The 15,392-nt window shown below is 47.1% G+C and carries 17 protein-coding genes (1 of these 17 only partly in view); 8 read left to right on the top strand and 9 right to left on the bottom strand.

The genetic code is table 11. The annotated features are described in order from the left end of the window. Positions 1–149: the end of a hypothetical protein gene (locus NDI33_RS25275; protein WP_190678764.1), read on the top strand. 1,189 nt of this gene lie to the left of the window's left edge; only the last 149 of its 1,338 coding nucleotides appear in the window; the start codon falls outside the window, past its left edge; the stop codon is at positions 147–149. A 202-nt stretch (positions 150–351) separates the two neighbouring features. Further along, entirely contained in the window at positions 352–1,698 is a 1,347-nt protein-coding gene (gene aroA / locus NDI33_RS25270) for a 3-phosphoshikimate 1-carboxyvinyltransferase (protein WP_190678769.1), read from the top strand. A 94-nt stretch (positions 1,699–1,792) separates the two neighbouring features. On the opposite strand, the gene NDI33_RS25265 is transcribed toward aroA, so the two are convergent. The 4 genes from NDI33_RS25265 to NDI33_RS25250 all read right to left on the bottom strand — a co-directional run bounded on the left by NDI33_RS25265 (position 1,793) and on the right by NDI33_RS25250 (position 4,763). Next, on the bottom strand, positions 1,793–2,782 hold the full coding sequence (locus NDI33_RS25265; protein ID WP_190678762.1) for a glutathione S-transferase family protein: 990 nt from the start codon (positions 2,780–2,782) through the stop codon (positions 1,793–1,795). A gap of 113 nt (positions 2,783–2,895) precedes the next feature. After that, entirely contained in the window at positions 2,896–3,186 is a 291-nt protein-coding gene (gene gatC / locus NDI33_RS25260; RefSeq protein WP_190414356.1) for an Asp-tRNA(Asn)/Glu-tRNA(Gln) amidotransferase subunit GatC, read from the bottom strand. A gap of 90 nt (positions 3,187–3,276) precedes the next feature. Next, positions 3,277–3,798, bottom strand: a complete 522-nt coding sequence (locus NDI33_RS25255; RefSeq protein WP_190414358.1) for a photosystem I assembly protein Ycf3 — start codon at positions 3,796–3,798, stop codon at positions 3,277–3,279. 317 nt (positions 3,799–4,115) lie between these two features. Further along, positions 4,116–4,763, bottom strand: coding sequence for a pentapeptide repeat-containing protein (locus NDI33_RS25250; RefSeq protein ID WP_190678760.1), 648 nt, complete (start codon positions 4,761–4,763; stop codon positions 4,116–4,118). A 68-nt stretch (positions 4,764–4,831) separates the two neighbouring features. On the opposite strand from NDI33_RS25250, the gene NDI33_RS25245 reads away from it, so the two are divergent. Beyond that, entirely contained in the window at positions 4,832–6,157 is a 1,326-nt protein-coding gene (locus NDI33_RS25245; RefSeq protein ID WP_190678757.1) for a hypothetical protein, read from the top strand. Here the strand turns inward: NDI33_RS25245 and NDI33_RS25240 are convergent. Together NDI33_RS25240 and NDI33_RS25235 are read right to left on the bottom strand one after the other, a co-directional pair. Beyond that, a complete protein-coding gene (locus NDI33_RS25240; RefSeq protein WP_190414362.1) occupies positions 6,152–6,376 on the bottom strand; it encodes a hypothetical protein in 225 nt (74 codons plus the stop codon). The two genes, NDI33_RS25245 and NDI33_RS25240, sit on opposite strands and share 6 nt — an antisense overlap. Positions 6,377–6,506: 130 nt before the next feature. After that, positions 6,507–7,691, bottom strand: a complete 1,185-nt coding sequence (locus NDI33_RS25235; protein WP_242029171.1) for a SpoIID/LytB domain-containing protein — start codon at positions 7,689–7,691, stop codon at positions 6,507–6,509. A gap of 432 nt (positions 7,692–8,123) precedes the next feature. Here NDI33_RS25235 and NDI33_RS25230 point away from each other — a divergent pair, with 432 nt between their 5' ends. Then, entirely contained in the window at positions 8,124–9,089 is a 966-nt protein-coding gene (locus NDI33_RS25230; protein WP_190678755.1) for a ribonuclease Z, read from the top strand. A gap of 24 nt (positions 9,090–9,113) precedes the next feature. Here NDI33_RS25230 and NDI33_RS25225 read toward each other — a convergent pair whose 3' ends face one another. Both NDI33_RS25225 and cobU read right to left on the bottom strand, forming a co-directional pair. Then, positions 9,114–9,536: a hypothetical protein gene (locus NDI33_RS25225; protein ID WP_190430414.1), complete on the bottom strand. Its 423-nt coding sequence runs from the start codon at positions 9,534–9,536 to the stop codon at positions 9,114–9,116. Between the two features lie 113 nt (positions 9,537–9,649). Then, the gene (cobU, locus tag NDI33_RS25220; RefSeq protein ID WP_190678753.1) at positions 9,650–10,204 is read right to left on the bottom strand and encodes a bifunctional adenosylcobinamide kinase/adenosylcobinamide-phosphate guanylyltransferase; all 555 of its coding nucleotides are present in this window, start codon (positions 10,202–10,204) and stop codon (positions 9,650–9,652) included. 319 nt (positions 10,205–10,523) lie between these two features. On the opposite strand from cobU, the gene NDI33_RS25215 reads away from it, so the two are divergent. From NDI33_RS25215 to hpsU, 4 genes are all read left to right on the top strand, one after another. Next, positions 10,524–11,261, top strand: coding sequence for a hypothetical protein (locus NDI33_RS25215; RefSeq protein WP_190430415.1), 738 nt, complete (start codon positions 10,524–10,526; stop codon positions 11,259–11,261). A gap of 93 nt (positions 11,262–11,354) precedes the next feature. Beyond that, positions 11,355–12,317 (top strand): glycosyltransferase family 2 protein, encoded by a 963-nt coding sequence (locus NDI33_RS25210; protein WP_190678752.1) that lies wholly within the window; start codon positions 11,355–11,357, stop codon positions 12,315–12,317. Between the two features lie 51 nt (positions 12,318–12,368). Continuing rightward, on the top strand, positions 12,369–13,322 hold the full coding sequence (locus NDI33_RS25205) for a glycosyltransferase family 2 protein (protein ID WP_190531660.1): 954 nt from the start codon (positions 12,369–12,371) through the stop codon (positions 13,320–13,322). Position 13,323: 1 nt separating this feature from the next. Further along, positions 13,324–13,917: a hormogonium polysaccharide biosynthesis acetyltransferase HpsU gene (hpsU, locus tag NDI33_RS25200; protein ID WP_339380476.1), complete on the top strand. Its 594-nt coding sequence runs from the start codon at positions 13,324–13,326 to the stop codon at positions 13,915–13,917. Between the two features lie 61 nt (positions 13,918–13,978). Here the strand turns inward: hpsU and NDI33_RS25195 are convergent, their stop codons facing one another. Beyond that, positions 13,979–15,355: a proton extrusion protein PcxA gene (locus tag NDI33_RS25195; protein WP_190678750.1), complete on the bottom strand. Its 1,377-nt coding sequence runs from the start codon at positions 15,353–15,355 to the stop codon at positions 13,979–13,981. Positions 15,356–15,392 lie beyond the last annotated feature (37 nt).

Below are 15,392 nucleotides of genomic sequence, written 5' to 3'. Positions count from 1 at the left end.
ATAACAAGGCGTTAGAGCCTGATTTACCGGAGATTGCCAGTGTGCCAGTGCATTTACATGATTTATTTCAGGAAGCGCTGGCAGAGGTTAATAAATCAAAATCTAAGGGCAAGAGTAAAAAGAAGATAGGAATAGGCTTTCAAAAGTAGCGATTGGGACTGAAGTGGTTACTGTAGCACTTCTCAGTTGGATGGAATGTATTGGGGTTCTAAGGTTTGGTAGGGGCTTTTTGATTGCCATGCCCCTACAGATGTATCGCAACCCAATCGAGAATTGCTATAACTCCTGTGCTATCGTCAGTGTCAGCAATTGGTAGAATCACTATTTGCAACTTCATCCCAGTCCCTCTTCATGCCAGCCGCAGTTGTCACGCTAAAAAACACTGAAAATCAGGATCGTTTAATCATTCAGAATCCCGCAGCAGGGCTATCCTTGCAGGGACGTATTCGGGTACCAGGGGATAAATCTATCTCCCACCGGGCTTTGATGTTGGGAGCGATCGCCCAAGGAGAAACCACCATTCAGGGACTCCTCTTGGGAGAAGATCCCCGCAGCACTGCTAGCTGTTTTCGGGCGATGGGTGCCAAAATTTCGGAACTGAATACGGAAATGGTGCGAATTCAGGGCATCGGACTCGGCTGCCTACAAGAACCAACCTCAGTCTTGGACGCCGGTAACTCAGGTACTACCTTGCGGCTGATGCTGGGGCTTCTCGCCTCTCATCCGGGACGTTTTTTTGCTGTGACGGGGGATAGCTCGCTGCGATCGCGCCCAATGTCTCGCGTTGTTAAACCGTTACAAGAGATGGGCGCTCAAATTTGGGGACGTCAGAACGACTCTTTAGCGCCTCTAGCAATTCAAGGACAACAACTGCGACCGATTCACTATCACTCTCCGATTGCTTCAGCACAAGTCAAATCTTGTATCCTCCTAGCTGGATTGATGGTGGAAGGACAAACTACCGTTACCGAACCCGCCCTCTCCCGCGACCATAGCGAACGGATGCTCAAAGCTTTCGGGGCAGAACTCAGCATCGATCCAGAAACCAATAGCGTCACCATTACTGGCTCAGCCAAGCTGCAAGGGCAGCCGGTGGTTGTGCCTGGGGATATCAGCTCAGCTGCCTTTTGGCTGGTTGCTGGGGCGATTGTACCGGGTTCGGAGTTGTGCGTGGAAAATGTAGGGGTCAATCCCACCCGCACCGGCATTCTGGAAGCTCTGGAGAGGATGGGCGCTGACATTCAGATGGAAAATCAGCGGATTGTCGCGGGTGAGCCAGTAGCAGATTTGCGGGTACGTTCCAGTGCCCTTAAAGCATGTGAAATTGCTGGCGATCTAATTCCTCGCCTGATAGATGAGATTCCGATTTTGGCTGTAGCGGCAGTGTTTGCCCAAGGAACTACTGTAATTCGAGATGCAGCAGAGTTGCGGGTCAAAGAAAGCGATCGCATTGCCGTTATGGCATCTCAGCTCAACCGCATGAGTGCCAAGGTTACAGAAAGACCCGATGGGTTAGAAATTACGGGGGGCACTCCTCTCATCGGCACTGATGTTGATAGTCATACCGACCATCGAATTGCCATGAGTTTAGCAATTGCTGCCCTTAATGCAGAAGGCACTACCACAATTGGGCGTGCGGAAGCCGCGGCTATTTCTTACCCTGACTTCTTTCAATCCTTAATCGGGATTATCAAGTGATATTTAAGCTCAGATGCTTACAGCATTTGCGTTTTCACCCTAGTTAAAAAAAAAGCAAGGTGGGTAGTATCCACTTTGCTTTTTAAATGAAGAATCACACAGCGATCGCCTTGGCTTTAGGCGATAATTGTTCGCGGTTATGAGGTTCCTCAAAATCAATTAACGGCCCTTTCGGAACAATTCTGGTGGGATTAACTTTTGGGTGGCTTTTATAGTAATGGCGTTTGATATGGTCGAGGTTGCAGGTTTCCTTTACCCCCGGCACCTGGTAGAGGTCTTTCAGGTAATTCCAGAGATTGGGGTAATCCACAATCCGGCGTGAATTGCACTTGAAGTGGACATAGTAAACGGCATCAAAGCGCAAGAGAGTGGTAAACATACACCAATCTGCCTCGGTGAGGCTTTCTCCACACAGATAGCGTTGCTCCGCTAACACTTTTTCCCAACGATCGAGAGCATCGAATAGTTCCGTCACCGCTTCATCGTAGGCGGCTTGGCTAGTCGCAAATCCTGCTCGATAAACGCCATTATTAATCGGTTGGTAAATTGCATCGATCGTCTTATCAACCGCCTCCTGCAATTCTGTTGGATAAAAATTCATCTCAGACTTGGCGAAATCATCGAATTCTGTATCAAACATCCGAATGATCTCGCGGGATTCATTATTCACAATCGTGGTAGTTTCTTTATCCCAAAGAACTGGGACAGTCACCCGCCCATTGTAATTAGAATCCGCTTTAAGATAAACTTCCCACAAATAGCGAGTCTTATTTACCGTATCGGGGATAGAACCTGGTTCTTCTGAGAATTCCCAACTATTTTGCTCAATTTCGGGTGCCACGACTGAGAGACTGATAACATCTTCTAATCCCTTCAATTGGCGCATAATTGCGGTTCGTTGCGCCCAAGGACAAGCCCAGGAAATATAGAGATGATAGCGACCTGGTTCAGCCTTAAAGCCACTAGAACCATCAGCTGTAATTTTGTTGCGGAAGGTTGTTGATGGACGAATAAATTTTCCTTGGGAGTCTTCTTGTTCTCGTTCGCTAACCCACTTTCCATCAATCAAAAGACCTAAACCCATAACGTTCTCCTTTGAGAGTATGAAGGGCAACCCCAGGAAGATTGCCCCACACTTATTGGTTCAGGTTCTCACCTAAAATTCATCGGTCTTAGGTGCAAAATAGGGCGAGTACCTTACTCAGCGCTGAGGATTTTTGGCACTTTGAAAAAGTCACCCTCTTGATCTGGGGCACCTGTGAGAATAGCTTCCCGGTTGGGAAAGGGTTGCAGTTCATCAGGGCGTGTCACATTGCTGACATCAATTGCCCTTGTTGTGGGTTGCACATCACTGACATCAAGTTCGCTTAATTGTTCAAAATACTCCAAAATACTGCCTAGTTGGGTCGTAAATTGGGCTTCTTCTTCGGGGGTCAGTTCTAGGCGAGCCAGATGGGCAACTTTGCGAACTTGTTCGCGGTCAATCATAACAGTGGTAATGGCTTATTGGTAATTGGTCATTTGATAGTAGATAGTAGGTAATTTTTTCTCTTTTGTTGATTACCTATTACCTGTTACCTAAAAGAAGATATCCATCGTAGATCGCCCAGTCGTTTTGAGCCAGTTTTGGGCTTCGATGTAGTTATTCGGAGCCATACTAATCGCTTGTTTCCAATATTCTCCGGCTTTGTCAAACAAAGCTTCAGCAGCTTCGGGATCTCCATCTTCCTTGAGCTTTTCACCCTGGAAGTGGTAAATGACGGCAATATTATTCAACGCTTGAGGCAGGCGAGGATTACAGTCAAGCGCTTGGTGGTAGTATTCCAAAGCCTGCTCGTGGTCACCATTGCTGGCGTATATCAGCCCCATATTGTAGAGGATATAACTGCGGTCGTAAGTGTCTTCCTCTAGGGTTAGGGCTTCCCTGTAATTGTCTAGAGCTTCGGCGTATTCACCATCTGCCTGCGCTGACATACCATCGCGGTAGTAGATGAAGGCTTCTTTTGCTTTCTTGTTGGCAGGCAGGATTTTCAGGATTATATCCGCCATTACCGTGAAGCTCTTGTCAATGAAGTTATCGTTTTTTTGCGTTCTTGGCATATCCGGCTCTGTAATGCTGCGCTAATTAGGAAAGTGTAGAGTGGTCAGTTTATCGCTCAGTGATGCTCTTTAAGCTAATTTAACGCGCTCTGGGAGTCAACTGGATTGAGATTAACAAATGCGATCGCGCATTTGTTGTTCTTTCCTCAATCAACCGAGTTTCTCAGTATTTTTTCGCAGACGTATTATTTTATACAAAATAAATACTAGTTCTTGTGTATATTTAGAGAATGGAAATCTGTGCGCTTATATATACGGAATTAAAGCTTGGCGATCGCTCAGATGTAAGGCTAATGCACCCTTGACTATGGTTGGGGTTAATAATGCAAAGTGCCATCTGGGAGAATTGCACTATTGAGCTGGACGCCGTCGAGAAGCGCATTCTCAAAATCAGCATTTCGCAAATCTGCCCCCCGCAAGTCCGTTCCTCGGAGAATGGCATTGCTCAAGTCAGCACTAATCAGATTAGTTTCCCGCAAATCAGCCTTTGTGAGATCAGCGCCCGGTAACTTCGCCATCGTCAACTCAGAACCGGCAAGGTTAGCGCCTGTGAGATTGGCTTTAATCAGCGCGGCTAAATTCAAATTAACGCCGCTCAAGTTGGCACCGCTAAGGTCGCTATTAATAAAGCTGGCACCGCCTAGATTTGCCCCGCCAAAGTTGGCACCTCTTAAATCGGCAGCACTGAGATTGGCACCGGCGAGATCGGCACGCCTCAAATCAGCCGCCCTTAAGTCCGCATCTCTTAACTCAGCACCTCTCAAGTCACACTGAGGACATTGTTTAGTTTTTAGCAACTGTTGAACGTGTTCCAGATTGGCTGCTTTGAGTGGTGTTGCTAATCCCAGAAGTGAGAATAGAAAAACGGGCAGCCACGTTAGGAAGGCGAAGCGGTGCTTCAGTTCAGTGTGGCAGATGGTAACAGCGAATAAGTTAAGAGCGATCGCGCGAGTTCTGGGTTTCATAATCTGCCTGCTGGAATTTGCCAAAATTTTATACTGGTGATAGTAGCCTCCGTCCTTGAGGAAAGCACATGGCTCCCAATCCCACCCTCATGCAAGCAGTTGAACACCTGGGCTACCGTGTCACGGTTGGCGATGTGGCGACCCAAGCTGGGTTAAATGTCAACATGGCTCAGGCTGGATTACTCGCTCTGGCATCCGACGCCGGTGGACACTTGCAGGTAGCAGAAACCGGCGAGATAGTCTACCTTTTCCCTAAGAATTTCCGGACAGTTCTCCGCAATAAGTTCTTGCGGTTGCGACTGAAGGAATGGTGGGAAAAAATTTGGAAAGTTTTGTTTTACCTGATCCGGATTTCCTTCGGGATTATCCTGATTGCTTCCATTGTCCTAATTTTTGTCGCGATCGCAGTTATTCTAATCGCCGTCAATAGCAGCCGCGACAGCGATGATTCCGGCGGCGGTCATCACGGTGGCGGCGGTATGGTTTTTATGCCCCGCTTCTGGTTTGGCCCTGACATCTGGTGGTTTTTCTATCCAGACTATAGCGATCGCTACGAACGGCGTCGTGTCTCATCCCCCGAAGGCAAGAGACAGATGAACTTCTTAGAAGCCGTCTTCTCCTTCCTGTTTGGCGATGGGAATCCTAATGCCGATTTAGAAGAACGCCGCTGGCAAGAAATTGCCACTGTAATCCGCAATAACCAGGGTGCTGTCACCGCCGAGCAAATCGCACCTTATCTCGATGACATGGGCAAAGGCTGGGGCAAAGAATACGAAGATTATATGCTTCCCGTCCTCACCCGTTTTAACGGGCAACCGGAAGTCAGTCCAGACGGAGAAATCGTCTATCACTTCCCAGAATTACAAACTACAGCCCAAGAGCGGAATTCGCAGCCAGTGGGTGCATATCTCCGAGAGCGTCCTTGGCGCTTTAGCCAAGCCGATAGCGGACAAATTATGCTCTCTGCGGGATTAGGTGCCGTGAATATTATCGGTGCTTTAGTTCTCAATTCTCTGTTACGGGGAGAGATAGGGGTTCAATTAGCGCAATCCGGCGGACTTATCGCCTTCGTGCAGTCAATTTACTGGATTTTGCTGAGTTACGGCATCGCTTTCCTGTCAATTCCCTTAATTCGCTATTTCTGGATTCAGTGGAGAAATCAGCGAGTTGAAGCCCGGAATCAACAACGACAAGAACGAGCCATCTTGTTAAATCAAGCGAATTCCGCTTTGCAGAAGAAAATTGCTTATGCTCAACAATTTGCTGCGAAAACAGTCATCGGTCGCGAGGATTTAGCCTACACGACCGAAACCGAGCTTATAGAACAGGAGATCGAACAAGCCGATAAGATTGATGCAGAATGGCAGCGTCGCCTCAACCAGAGCGGTTCATAAAGATTCCTTGGGGCGTTTAAAAATCAAGAAACCATAACCATAACCCGGATGGGAATTCACGCCGGTTAATTCCCAGCCTTCCTGTCCGAGTTGATTGGATAATTCATGGAGAGGTGGGATGTCTTGTTTATCTCGAAAGTCTTTTTCGTTGACACTTTTGGGTCGGAGATCGCCTGCAAAGTAGTCAAACCGAACAAAGAGGTACTCCCACTTTTTCACAGCAATCCTTCTGGCGTTTAATTAAGTCAGCTGAAAAGCAAGGAGCGATCGCTCCGGGATGAGCGAAGCGATGTCACTTGGTGGCTACCGCTTCGCTCATCGCGACTTTGGGGAGGTAACAGCCCCGCCTCTACTGCACTTTCATGCTAGCGATCGCGGTGCGCTGGTAATAATGCCCCAAAATTTGCTGGTAGTTTGTCCCCTGCTGAGCTAAATTGTAAGCCCCCCACTGGCTTAAACCAAGACCGTGACCGAAACCACGACCGTTGAGCTGAAAACCCGTTCCTGTGGAGCTAACCGTGAACAACGTACTCCTAAGCTTCAGTGCTTGACGCAGCTGACTTCCAGTCATCCGCCGCGTGCTACCACTTCCAACGACTTTCATCGTCATAATCCGTCCGCTAGGAGTGGTGCGTTCCGGTATCAAAGATTTAACATTGCTTACACCCAGAAGCCGACTAAGTTCGTTGCGGGAGAAGCTTTTCTGCCACTGGTAGCCTGGTGTCCCTTGGTCGTAGTCTGGAACGCCGCGCAGGTAAGCCAGGGGTTCCGACCAAACATTTTCCACATTTTCCGTGTGTCCTCCAGAAGCGGAGTGGAAGACAGCAAGAATAATTTGACCGTTGTAGGTTAAAACTTGCCCAGCCGTGGCATTCACAGCCATTTGCGTTGACTCGGCTTCGGTTTCCAGACCTTTGTAAACTTGCCAAGTCTGGGTATCGCCGACATCAAAAACGCTATTGCCAGCAGTTTGACGCTTATACAGGGCGTAGGAACGAGCGGCGACAGCTTGCGCCTTCAAGGCTTCCAGAGGCCAATTAGCACTCATTTCCGAGCCTAAGACGCTGTAAAGATATTGTTCTAAATCAACTTGGTTGACGGCGGTGAGTCCTTTGCCGGTGCGAACCAATCGAGTGCGTCCCCGATACCAGCGATCGCCGATCCAAACATAACCGCCAGCCGTCGGTTCCACTATCAGTTGCGTGCTTTGCTCTCCGCCCAGCGCCACGCCACCGCCTGTAGGACGGGCTTCCATGCCATCCATTGCCGCCATTTGCCCTACTACTCGACCGGCACTATCGCGGATTACGGCTTTGGTGGAACTGCCCACGGTAATCTTGCTGACGCCTTCTTGAATCGCTACGCGCAGTTCCATCGCTTTCGCAGGAGCAACCAGCATGAGCCACAACAAAAAAGTCAGCCACCATTTAGAAGGATGTAGCCGCCCGGAGGACGCCTTCCCGAAGCCTAAGATGAAGCAAGAAGTCTGAAGCATGAAGGATTTCTGTTTGCCTAGGAGCTGTTTAGTTACCATCTATTAAAATCTCCTCACACGATGCCAAATAGAGTGCTAGGGATAGTCATTATTAAATTCCACTTAAATTGAGCATGAGAGCAAGAATCCCGTCCTTGAACTTCTCTTAGGAAGGTGGATTTATTAAGTCCCAATTCAAAAGCGTATGGGTATGGCACAGAAAAAGCCCTTACATGAAGATGAATGAGTGTCAGTTATTTAATCCACGTTCCTTAGTTCAAGACCCTTGAGAGCTGATCCGCTTATAAATTGGCACAACCCACTGACTTTTCTTATCGTGGATATATTTACCATGTTTGCTGCCGGAGTGCTACTCATAAACCTTGTGAACTTTTATCCTGAGTCTTCAGAGGAACTGCGTGTTCCCCAGATGCTGTGTCAGGATAGTTACGGAAGGCAATTCCTAGACTTTGTGACCGTTTTCTTGCCAAAATGCAAATTACTTTTTTAGGGACAAGCTCCGGTGTACCGACGCGATCGCGCAATGTGTCCAGCGTGGCTTTACGGCTACCTCAACGAGGAGAACTCTGGCTGTTTGACTGTGGTGAAGGTACCCAACACCAGCTATTACGGAGTGACCTGAAAATCGGTCAACTGAACCGTATTTTTATCACCCATATGCACGGAGACCATATATTCGGCTTAATGGGTCTTTTGGCAACCTGTGGTTTGGCTGGCAATGTTCAACGCATTGACCTCTACGGTCCCCCCGGTCTCAATGAATACCTGCGTGCTTGCAGACAATACTCTTCAACCCATTTTTCCTACCCGGTTCAGGTTCACATCGTACAGCCTGGAGTGGTGTATGAAGATGAAGAATTTATCGTCACCTGTGCCCCCCTGAAGCATCGCGTCACTGCTTTTGGCTACCGAGTCACTGAAAAAGACCGTCCGGGGCGCTTCGACGTGGAAAAAGCCGCAGCCCTGTCAATTCCTCCGGGTCGGGTCTATGGACAACTCAAACGTGGCGAAACTGTGACGCTGCTAGATGGGCGGCAAATTCATGGGGCAGATCTGTGTGGCCCGACAGAAATCGGTCGCAAAATTGTTTACTGTACCGACACAGTTTATTGTGACGAGGCGGTGGAACTTTCGCAGGATGCGGATGTGTTAATTCACGAAGCGACCTTTGCCCACCAAGACGCCCAGCTAGCTTTTGATCGCTTGCACTCCACTTCAACGATGGCGGCTCAAGTTGCTCATACTGCTGGTGTTAAGCACTTGATCATGACTCATTTCAGTCCCCGCTATGCCCCCGGTAATGCCATTGTGCTGGATGACCTGCTTACGGAAGCGCGTGCCATTTTTCCGAGTACGGAATTGGCTTATGATTTTCTAAATTATGAGGTGCCTCGGCGGCGGGAAGAGGAATTAAAAATTAAAAATTCTCTTTTTTAATTTTTAATTGTGCATTGTTACTGTTTACAGACCGCTGGCGTTCCGCAGCCGGTCGCGTATTTCAACGAGACGGTTTTGACTGCTGATGGGCGATCGCGGTAGCGGAACTTCTGTGTTGGGCCAGCCGCTGAGATCGTTACAAGGACACGCTAAAGGCGGCATTCCTACAGTCCGGACGGGGACGGGCATGGTGCAACGAGAACAGGGTGACACATCCCATGCTGGTGTCAGCAACTGGGCAATTGGTTCTGCGGTGCCCTCTAAGTAGCAGTCCCCCGACTCTGGGGAGAGGATTTGCTGCCAGCAGTTTTCAAATTCTTGCGAGTAGCGATCGCCCCGAATCACGGGTTGCGGCAGCAGCGCTTCTTGACCATTCCGAATCAAAACTTTTTTGCCTAACTGAAACCAATAAGCAAGATACTGTTTGACTTGGTGTTGAGATGCCATAGCAAAGGAGTGAATGGTAATAGGTATAGGGTAATGAACAACTCGCTTTTTCTCAATTAGCAATGAGTCATTCGCAATTGCCAGTTTGCCTTTAAGTCTTTCTATGCTAGCGCCTATGATAATTTTGGTAACGGCGTTCCCAGGTGGCTCAGGTTGAGAACGTGACCGGCAGTAACTAAGTAGACTGGGTTAGCGATTGCGCCCACTCGACGCACCAGCCTTCCCAAGCGATCGCGGAACATCCGACCGAGGGGATAAGCGGGAACAACGCCCCACCCCGTTTCCTCTGCCACTAAGATCGCATCACTGACGCTACTTTGCAAACTTTCCAGCAACTCCTGGCACGTCTTCTCCCACGATTCATCGTCTTGGTCTAAAAAATTCGCCACCCAAGTTCCCAAAGAATCAACAAGAAGACAACTAGAATTCTGAGATGCCCGAATCGTTGCCGCTAGTGTTAGCGGCACTTGCAGCGTTGTCCATTCCCTAGGGCGTCGTTGTTGATGTTGTTCAATTCGAGCCAGCCATTCTAGATCGTTGGGGTCAACGTGAGCCGTTGCCACATAGATAACTGGCTTACCCGAACGCATTGCCAGAGTCTCCGCCCACTCACTTTTCCCGGAACGGGCTGGACCTGTCACTAAGATTAAATGCTTAACAGAAGTCATTCAGATGCGATCGCAAAGAACTTTTTTACCCGTTTCCGGCGAGTTGTGCATTAAAGTTAAATTCAACAGTGGCAGGATTTGTATCTTACCCACCTGTACAGTGTCCGGGTTATTCTAGCGGTCAGGCTTCCCATAAATTTTCGTTTTGTGCATCGAGACCGTTAATCCTACCAGACAAATAAACAAATAAAATAGAAACACAAAGCATAGAAACACAAAGCAAGTAAAAATACCAGGAAAAGCACCAATCCCAACCTTTTAGAGATTCTAGCGGCAGTTAGTTAACAGGTTTGATTTGCAGGAGTGGCGTCAGATAACTATGAAACCAGAATTAAAACGGATTGAGACAACACTGGATCGATTGGCTGATCAAAGTCCTGTCATAGAAAATCCGTCCCCTTGGGAAGATCAGCCCGATCCGAAGGGGTGGGGTTCAGAGGCATCATCAGATGCCAATCGCTCAATTTCAATGACCGTACAGGCTTTCTCTGACCAAAAGCAATCTGGCAAGACACCCGTCCTGCCAAAATTAAAAGCTCCCAGTTTCACCAACCATCGGAACGCTGCAAATCCTGCCTTGGCGATGACCCTGTTGCAAGAAATTGAAGCGATTGTTGGAGGTTGGCAGAAAGAACTTCATCAAACCTTGCGCCAAATTCAAGATATTTATCTAGAAGGGCCGATTGTTGATGGTTGGTTAGAGTCTCATTCCCGCGAACCAGAGGTTGGGGTTGAGGCGCTGCGTCAGGTGGTAGACAAGGGTCATGCCAAGTCCGTACACCAGCTGATGGACTATGTAGAAGAACTCTGCAATCAACCCGATGAAAAGGTAACTTGTGAATCTCCACGGGCTGGATACCGCCTGGTAGGAATGGATGAGAATGGTCAATTCTGGTCGCGTCCCTGTCCACCCGAACAGATTCCGAGTGTGAGTGTCGCGATCGCTCGTTATCAAAAGCTGCGCCTGCTGCTGAATCGCAAAGAGGATCTGGAAACCCGCCTCAGTCAACTAGCGGAAACACTCGTTGTTCTACATAGTCATCTAAGTGAGAATTAAAAATGCAAAATTAAAAATTGAAAATCAGTAATTTCTGCGATTTTTAATTTGTAATTTTGCACTTTTAATTAAGGTGTCCCCAATCCCAAATTTATGACAGAGCCTAAAGTTTCTGCGATTATCTGTACTCACAATCGAGAGCAGTATTTAGGTGCTGCCATTGATAGTTTGCTGAATCAAGATTTTCCGGATTTTGAAGTCGTGGTAGTGGATAATGCCTCCAGCGATCGCACATCCGAAATCGTCAAAGCACGACCAGGGGTAAGATACGTCTACGAAGGCGTTATGGGTCTATCTGTCGCCCGCAACACGGGTGCCAAGGAAGCCAAAAGTGAAATTCTCGCCTATTTAGATGATGATGCCGTTGCTAGCCCGTCTTGGCTGTCGGCACTCTATGATGCTTATCAAAGCAATGAAAAACTAGCGATCGCGGGTGGCAAAGTCACCTTAATCTGGCCCGATGGCATCACGCCTCCTCTGTGGCTTTCCCCTGGACTATCTGGGTGCTTGGGAGCATACGATTTAGGAGATTCCATCGTCTATATCAAACAACCTGGTATGACCCCCAGAGGCTTGAATTACTCGCTCAGACGTACGTTTTTAGAGCAAATTGACGGGTTCGATGTTAATCTGGGTCGAGTCGGAAAAAATTTGTTATCAAATGAAGAATTACACATGACAGAACGGGCACTCAAATTAGGTTGGCAAGTTGCCTATCTGCCTGACGCCTTAGTTGCCCACAATGTCTCTCCCGAACGCCTTGAACAAGCTTGGTTTTTAAGCCGAGGCTGGTGGCAGGGCATCAGTGAATGTTACCGCGAACAAATCGCTGGTAAGGCAGGACCGCGCCAGCTATTGTTAGGAGGCGAACGACTCGTGCGAGGTCTCTACAAATCTGTTAAATATTTTGGCGATGCCGCCCAACGGTTCGATAATCTCGTGTATGCCTACGGTCAGGTGGGTTATTTGAGTGCAGCAATTCAAGGGATGTTATCTGCTCCTTTCAAAGTGCAAAATCCAGAGCCGGAATTAAAAATTGAAAAAGAAAATTCTTAATTTTTAATTCTTAATTGCTAATTTCTAATTGTTCTTTCATCCTTCACGGTCATGACCTCCACACCCTCCAAACTTCCCGTTTCGGTTCTGATTCCCGCTAAAAATGAACAAGCAAATCTGGCGGCTTGCCTGGAGAGTGTAGCCAGGGCGGATGAAGTGTTTGTTGTAGATTCCCAAAGTAGCGATCGCTCGATTGAAATTTCCGAAAGTTACGGCGCAAAAGTTGTCCAATTTCACTTCAACGGTCGCTGGCCTAAAAAGAAAAACTGGGCTTTAGACAATCTACCTTTTAGTAACGAATGGGTGCTAATTGTTGATTGTGATGAGCGCATTACCCCCGAACTCTGGGATGAAATTGCAACTGCCATTCAGAATCCAGAATACGAAGGCTACTACCTGAACCGCAAAGTATTTTTCCTCGGCAAATGGATTCAACATGGCGGTAGGTATCCCGACTGGAACCTGCGTTTGTTTAAGCACAAAACAGGTCGCTACGAAAACTTGGGGACCGAAGAAATTCGCAACACAGGCGACAACGAAGTTCACGAACACGTCATTTTGCAAGGCAAAGCAGGCTATCTGAAAAACGATATGCTGCACATTGACTTTCGGGACGTGTTCCACTGGTTGGAACGACATAACCGCTACTCGAACTGGGAAGCCCGCGTTTATTTAAATATCCTGACTGGCAAAGACGAAAGCGGTACGATTGGCGCTAATTTGTTTGGGGATGCGGTACAGCGCAAGCGGTATCTCAAAAAAACTTGGGTGCGCCTTCCATTCAAACCGTTGATTCGGTTTATTTTGATTTACATTATTCAGCGAGGGTTTTTGGATGGGAAACCTGGATACATCTATGCACGGTTGATGAGTCAATACGAGTATCAAATTGGTGTCAAACTTTATGAATTAATGGAGTTTGGCGGTCAGTTGAACGTAGCGGCTTCCTCCTCCGCGCCTCCCCAGTCCGTACCCCAGCCAGATTCATTAAAAGGAAGCGTGTAGGGTGTTGGAACCAGGCGAACAACCGCCAGCGATCGCGTCGGAATCTCTTGTTGATTTACGCCGTTACGACCAATCCTGGTTTGACAGAGGACGACCGGGTTGGTTTGTCTTGCTGTGGTGGTTGGTGCAAGCGATCGCCTTTCCCTTAACTCCCCATCCCTCTAGCGGTATCCGCTGCTGGCTTTTGCGTCTGTTTGGGGCAAAAATCGGTAGCGGCTTAGTCATCCGACCAACCGCCCGCTTTACTTATCCCTGGAAAATCGAAATTGGAGATTATAGCTGGATTGGGGATGATGTCGTTTTATACAGCCTTGACCGCATTCAGATCGGTCAGCACTGCGTCATTTCCCAAAAAAGCTACCTCTGTACCGGCAGTCATGACATCCAAGACCCAGCTTTCAAGCTAATGACAGCCAGTATCACGATTGGCAACGGCGTCTGGATTGCCACAGATTGCTTTATTGCGCCTGGGGTTGAAATCGGAGCGAACTCTGTGATTGGGGCACGTAGCAGCGTTTTCGGTAACATTCCACCCCAGCAGGTCTGCTGGGGCAGTCCTTGCCGTCCCCACTACCCTAGAGAAATTAAAAATTAGAAATTAAAAGTGGTGGAAAGAATCCCTTTTCTTTAATTTTTAAGTTTGCATTTTTAATTATTCATTCATTCATATTCCGATAAGTAGCAACGGCTGATGGAGAGATTCGGTTTAAGTAGCGGAAAATCCAATACTTAAATATCGTGTCCAAAATGACGGGAAAGGTAGCAATAAATAGAAAGTTAAAATCTCTGTTTTCTGGTAAGCCTAAATGCCTTGCCGTTCCTTCCAGAATCACTTCCCAGCCGTGAGGAGAGTGAAATCCCACAAAGATGTCAGTGAACAAGATAATAATAAAAGCTTTAGCACTGTCACTGAGACCATAAACTACGTCATCGATAAAAGCTTTAAAGATTGCAATTTCTCTTTGGCTATTAAGAAGTAATAAGTAAAGAGATCCCGCTGCAATTAGATCGGCAAAAACATTTTTGATAGCGTTGGCACTTCGGTGACTATATTCATCCCCAATTTTTAATGCTTTCTCTTTAACTTCTTCTTCCATTTCCTCCTTAGATAATGGAGGAGTTACACCGATTAAGCTTTTAAATTTTAGTAATTCTTCAAATCTTTGCAATTCATGAAAAGCTTCTTCTTCCAGATCCACATTCAGGAATATTTCAGTTCTGTTTGGCTCCCGGAAGCGCTCTACAAGAGGTCCGACAAAGAAAGTTTTACTTACTTGTTGAGTTAATAAAGGAACTAAAATTAAAACTAAAATAAACCGGATAGAAATGATAGTTTTCGTTTGGGAAGTGCGAAAACTTTGAACAACTTCTTCTTCAGAGTTGGGATCAAAATTTCTTTTAAGTCGATCCAAGGTACTCAAGATTGAGCGAGGCACAAAACTGGTTGTATCAGTCATTGTTTCAGCCTCTTCAGCCACTCGTTGGTCTGTAGGAAACAAAGGTGGCTGATTGACTAGATTTTTGGCTTCATTCCGGTCAACATTTCTCAAGTTCGCTTCTACAGATTTAGATTGCGCTACGGGTACTAAGGCCGATGAAGAACGAGGCTTTTCGGGCTTGTATTTAGATAAAACATCATCAATAAATTTAAGCTTTTCTAAAGTTATGGCTTGTTTGTCTTGAAGTTCAAAATCTTCCCTTCTAAAATTCGCCGCTCCGACCGTTTTTGTTTTTCTCGTTAAATCTTGATTAGAACGAGTCACTATTGAAGCGCTGGCCTGAAACTCTGCCAGCCCAAATTTAGCAGTTTTTAAGTAATTTCTAAGTTTTGTTTCAAAATAAGACATGGCATTTTCACGGTATTTTTGGCAATCTGGGGAGATTTTTTTACCGTCAAAATGTTCATCTTCCAAAGCCTTAATCATTAAGGCTGCTTTATATGCCCGATCCAAGGCTCTCTCTGGGGTGTCTGAAAACCACTGGTTGGCAGTTCCTAAGTAAGATTGGAGCTGTGACAAGAAAGATAGTTTCATAATAGAAACCGAACGATTACACAAGTATCACTCAGCG

It is taken from the genome of Trichocoleus sp. DQ-A1 (assembly GCF_039961955.1).
Taxonomy (GTDB): domain Bacteria; phylum Cyanobacteriota; class Cyanobacteriia; order Cyanobacteriales; family FACHB-T130; genus FACHB-T130.
Note: the sequence above shows the minus strand (reverse complement) of the source record. Positions and strands in the feature narration are given on the sequence as shown.

Excerpts from the sequence above, each read along its gene's own strand:
- NDI33_RS25265 (WP_190678762.1), bottom strand. The coding sequence starts at position 2,782 with ATGGGTTTAGGTCTTTTGATTGATGGAAAGTGGGTTAGCGAACGAGAA.
- NDI33_RS25205 (WP_190531660.1), top strand. The coding sequence starts at position 12,369 with ATGACCTCCACACCCTCCAAACTTCCCGTTTCGGTTCTGATTCCCGCT.
- aroA (WP_190678769.1), top strand. The coding sequence starts at position 352 with ATGCCAGCCGCAGTTGTCACGCTAAAAAACACTGAAAATCAGGATCGT.
- NDI33_RS25250 (WP_190678760.1), bottom strand. The coding sequence starts at position 4,763 with ATGAAACCCAGAACTCGCGCGATCGCTCTTAACTTATTCGCTGTTACC.
- NDI33_RS25235 (WP_242029171.1), bottom strand. The coding sequence starts at position 7,691 with ATGGTAACTAAACAGCTCCTAGGCAAACAGAAATCCTTCATGCTTCAG.
- NDI33_RS25230 (WP_190678755.1), top strand. The coding sequence starts at position 8,124 with ATGCAAATTACTTTTTTAGGGACAAGCTCCGGTGTACCGACGCGATCG.
- cobU (WP_190678753.1), bottom strand. The coding sequence starts at position 10,204 with ATGACTTCTGTTAAGCATTTAATCTTAGTGACAGGTCCAGCCCGTTCC.
- NDI33_RS25215 (WP_190430415.1), top strand. The coding sequence starts at position 10,524 with ATGAAACCAGAATTAAAACGGATTGAGACAACACTGGATCGATTGGCT.
- NDI33_RS25225 (WP_190430414.1), bottom strand. The coding sequence starts at position 9,536 with ATGGCATCTCAACACCAAGTCAAACAGTATCTTGCTTATTGGTTTCAG.
- NDI33_RS25245 (WP_190678757.1), top strand. The coding sequence starts at position 4,832 with ATGGCTCCCAATCCCACCCTCATGCAAGCAGTTGAACACCTGGGCTAC.
- NDI33_RS25195 (WP_190678750.1), bottom strand. The coding sequence starts at position 15,355 with ATGAAACTATCTTTCTTGTCACAGCTCCAATCTTACTTAGGAACTGCC.
- gatC (WP_190414356.1), bottom strand. The coding sequence starts at position 3,186 with ATGATTGACCGCGAACAAGTTCGCAAAGTTGCCCATCTGGCTCGCCTA.
- NDI33_RS25255 (WP_190414358.1), bottom strand. The coding sequence starts at position 3,798 with ATGCCAAGAACGCAAAAAAACGATAACTTCATTGACAAGAGCTTCACG.
- NDI33_RS25210 (WP_190678752.1), top strand. The coding sequence starts at position 11,355 with ATGACAGAGCCTAAAGTTTCTGCGATTATCTGTACTCACAATCGAGAG.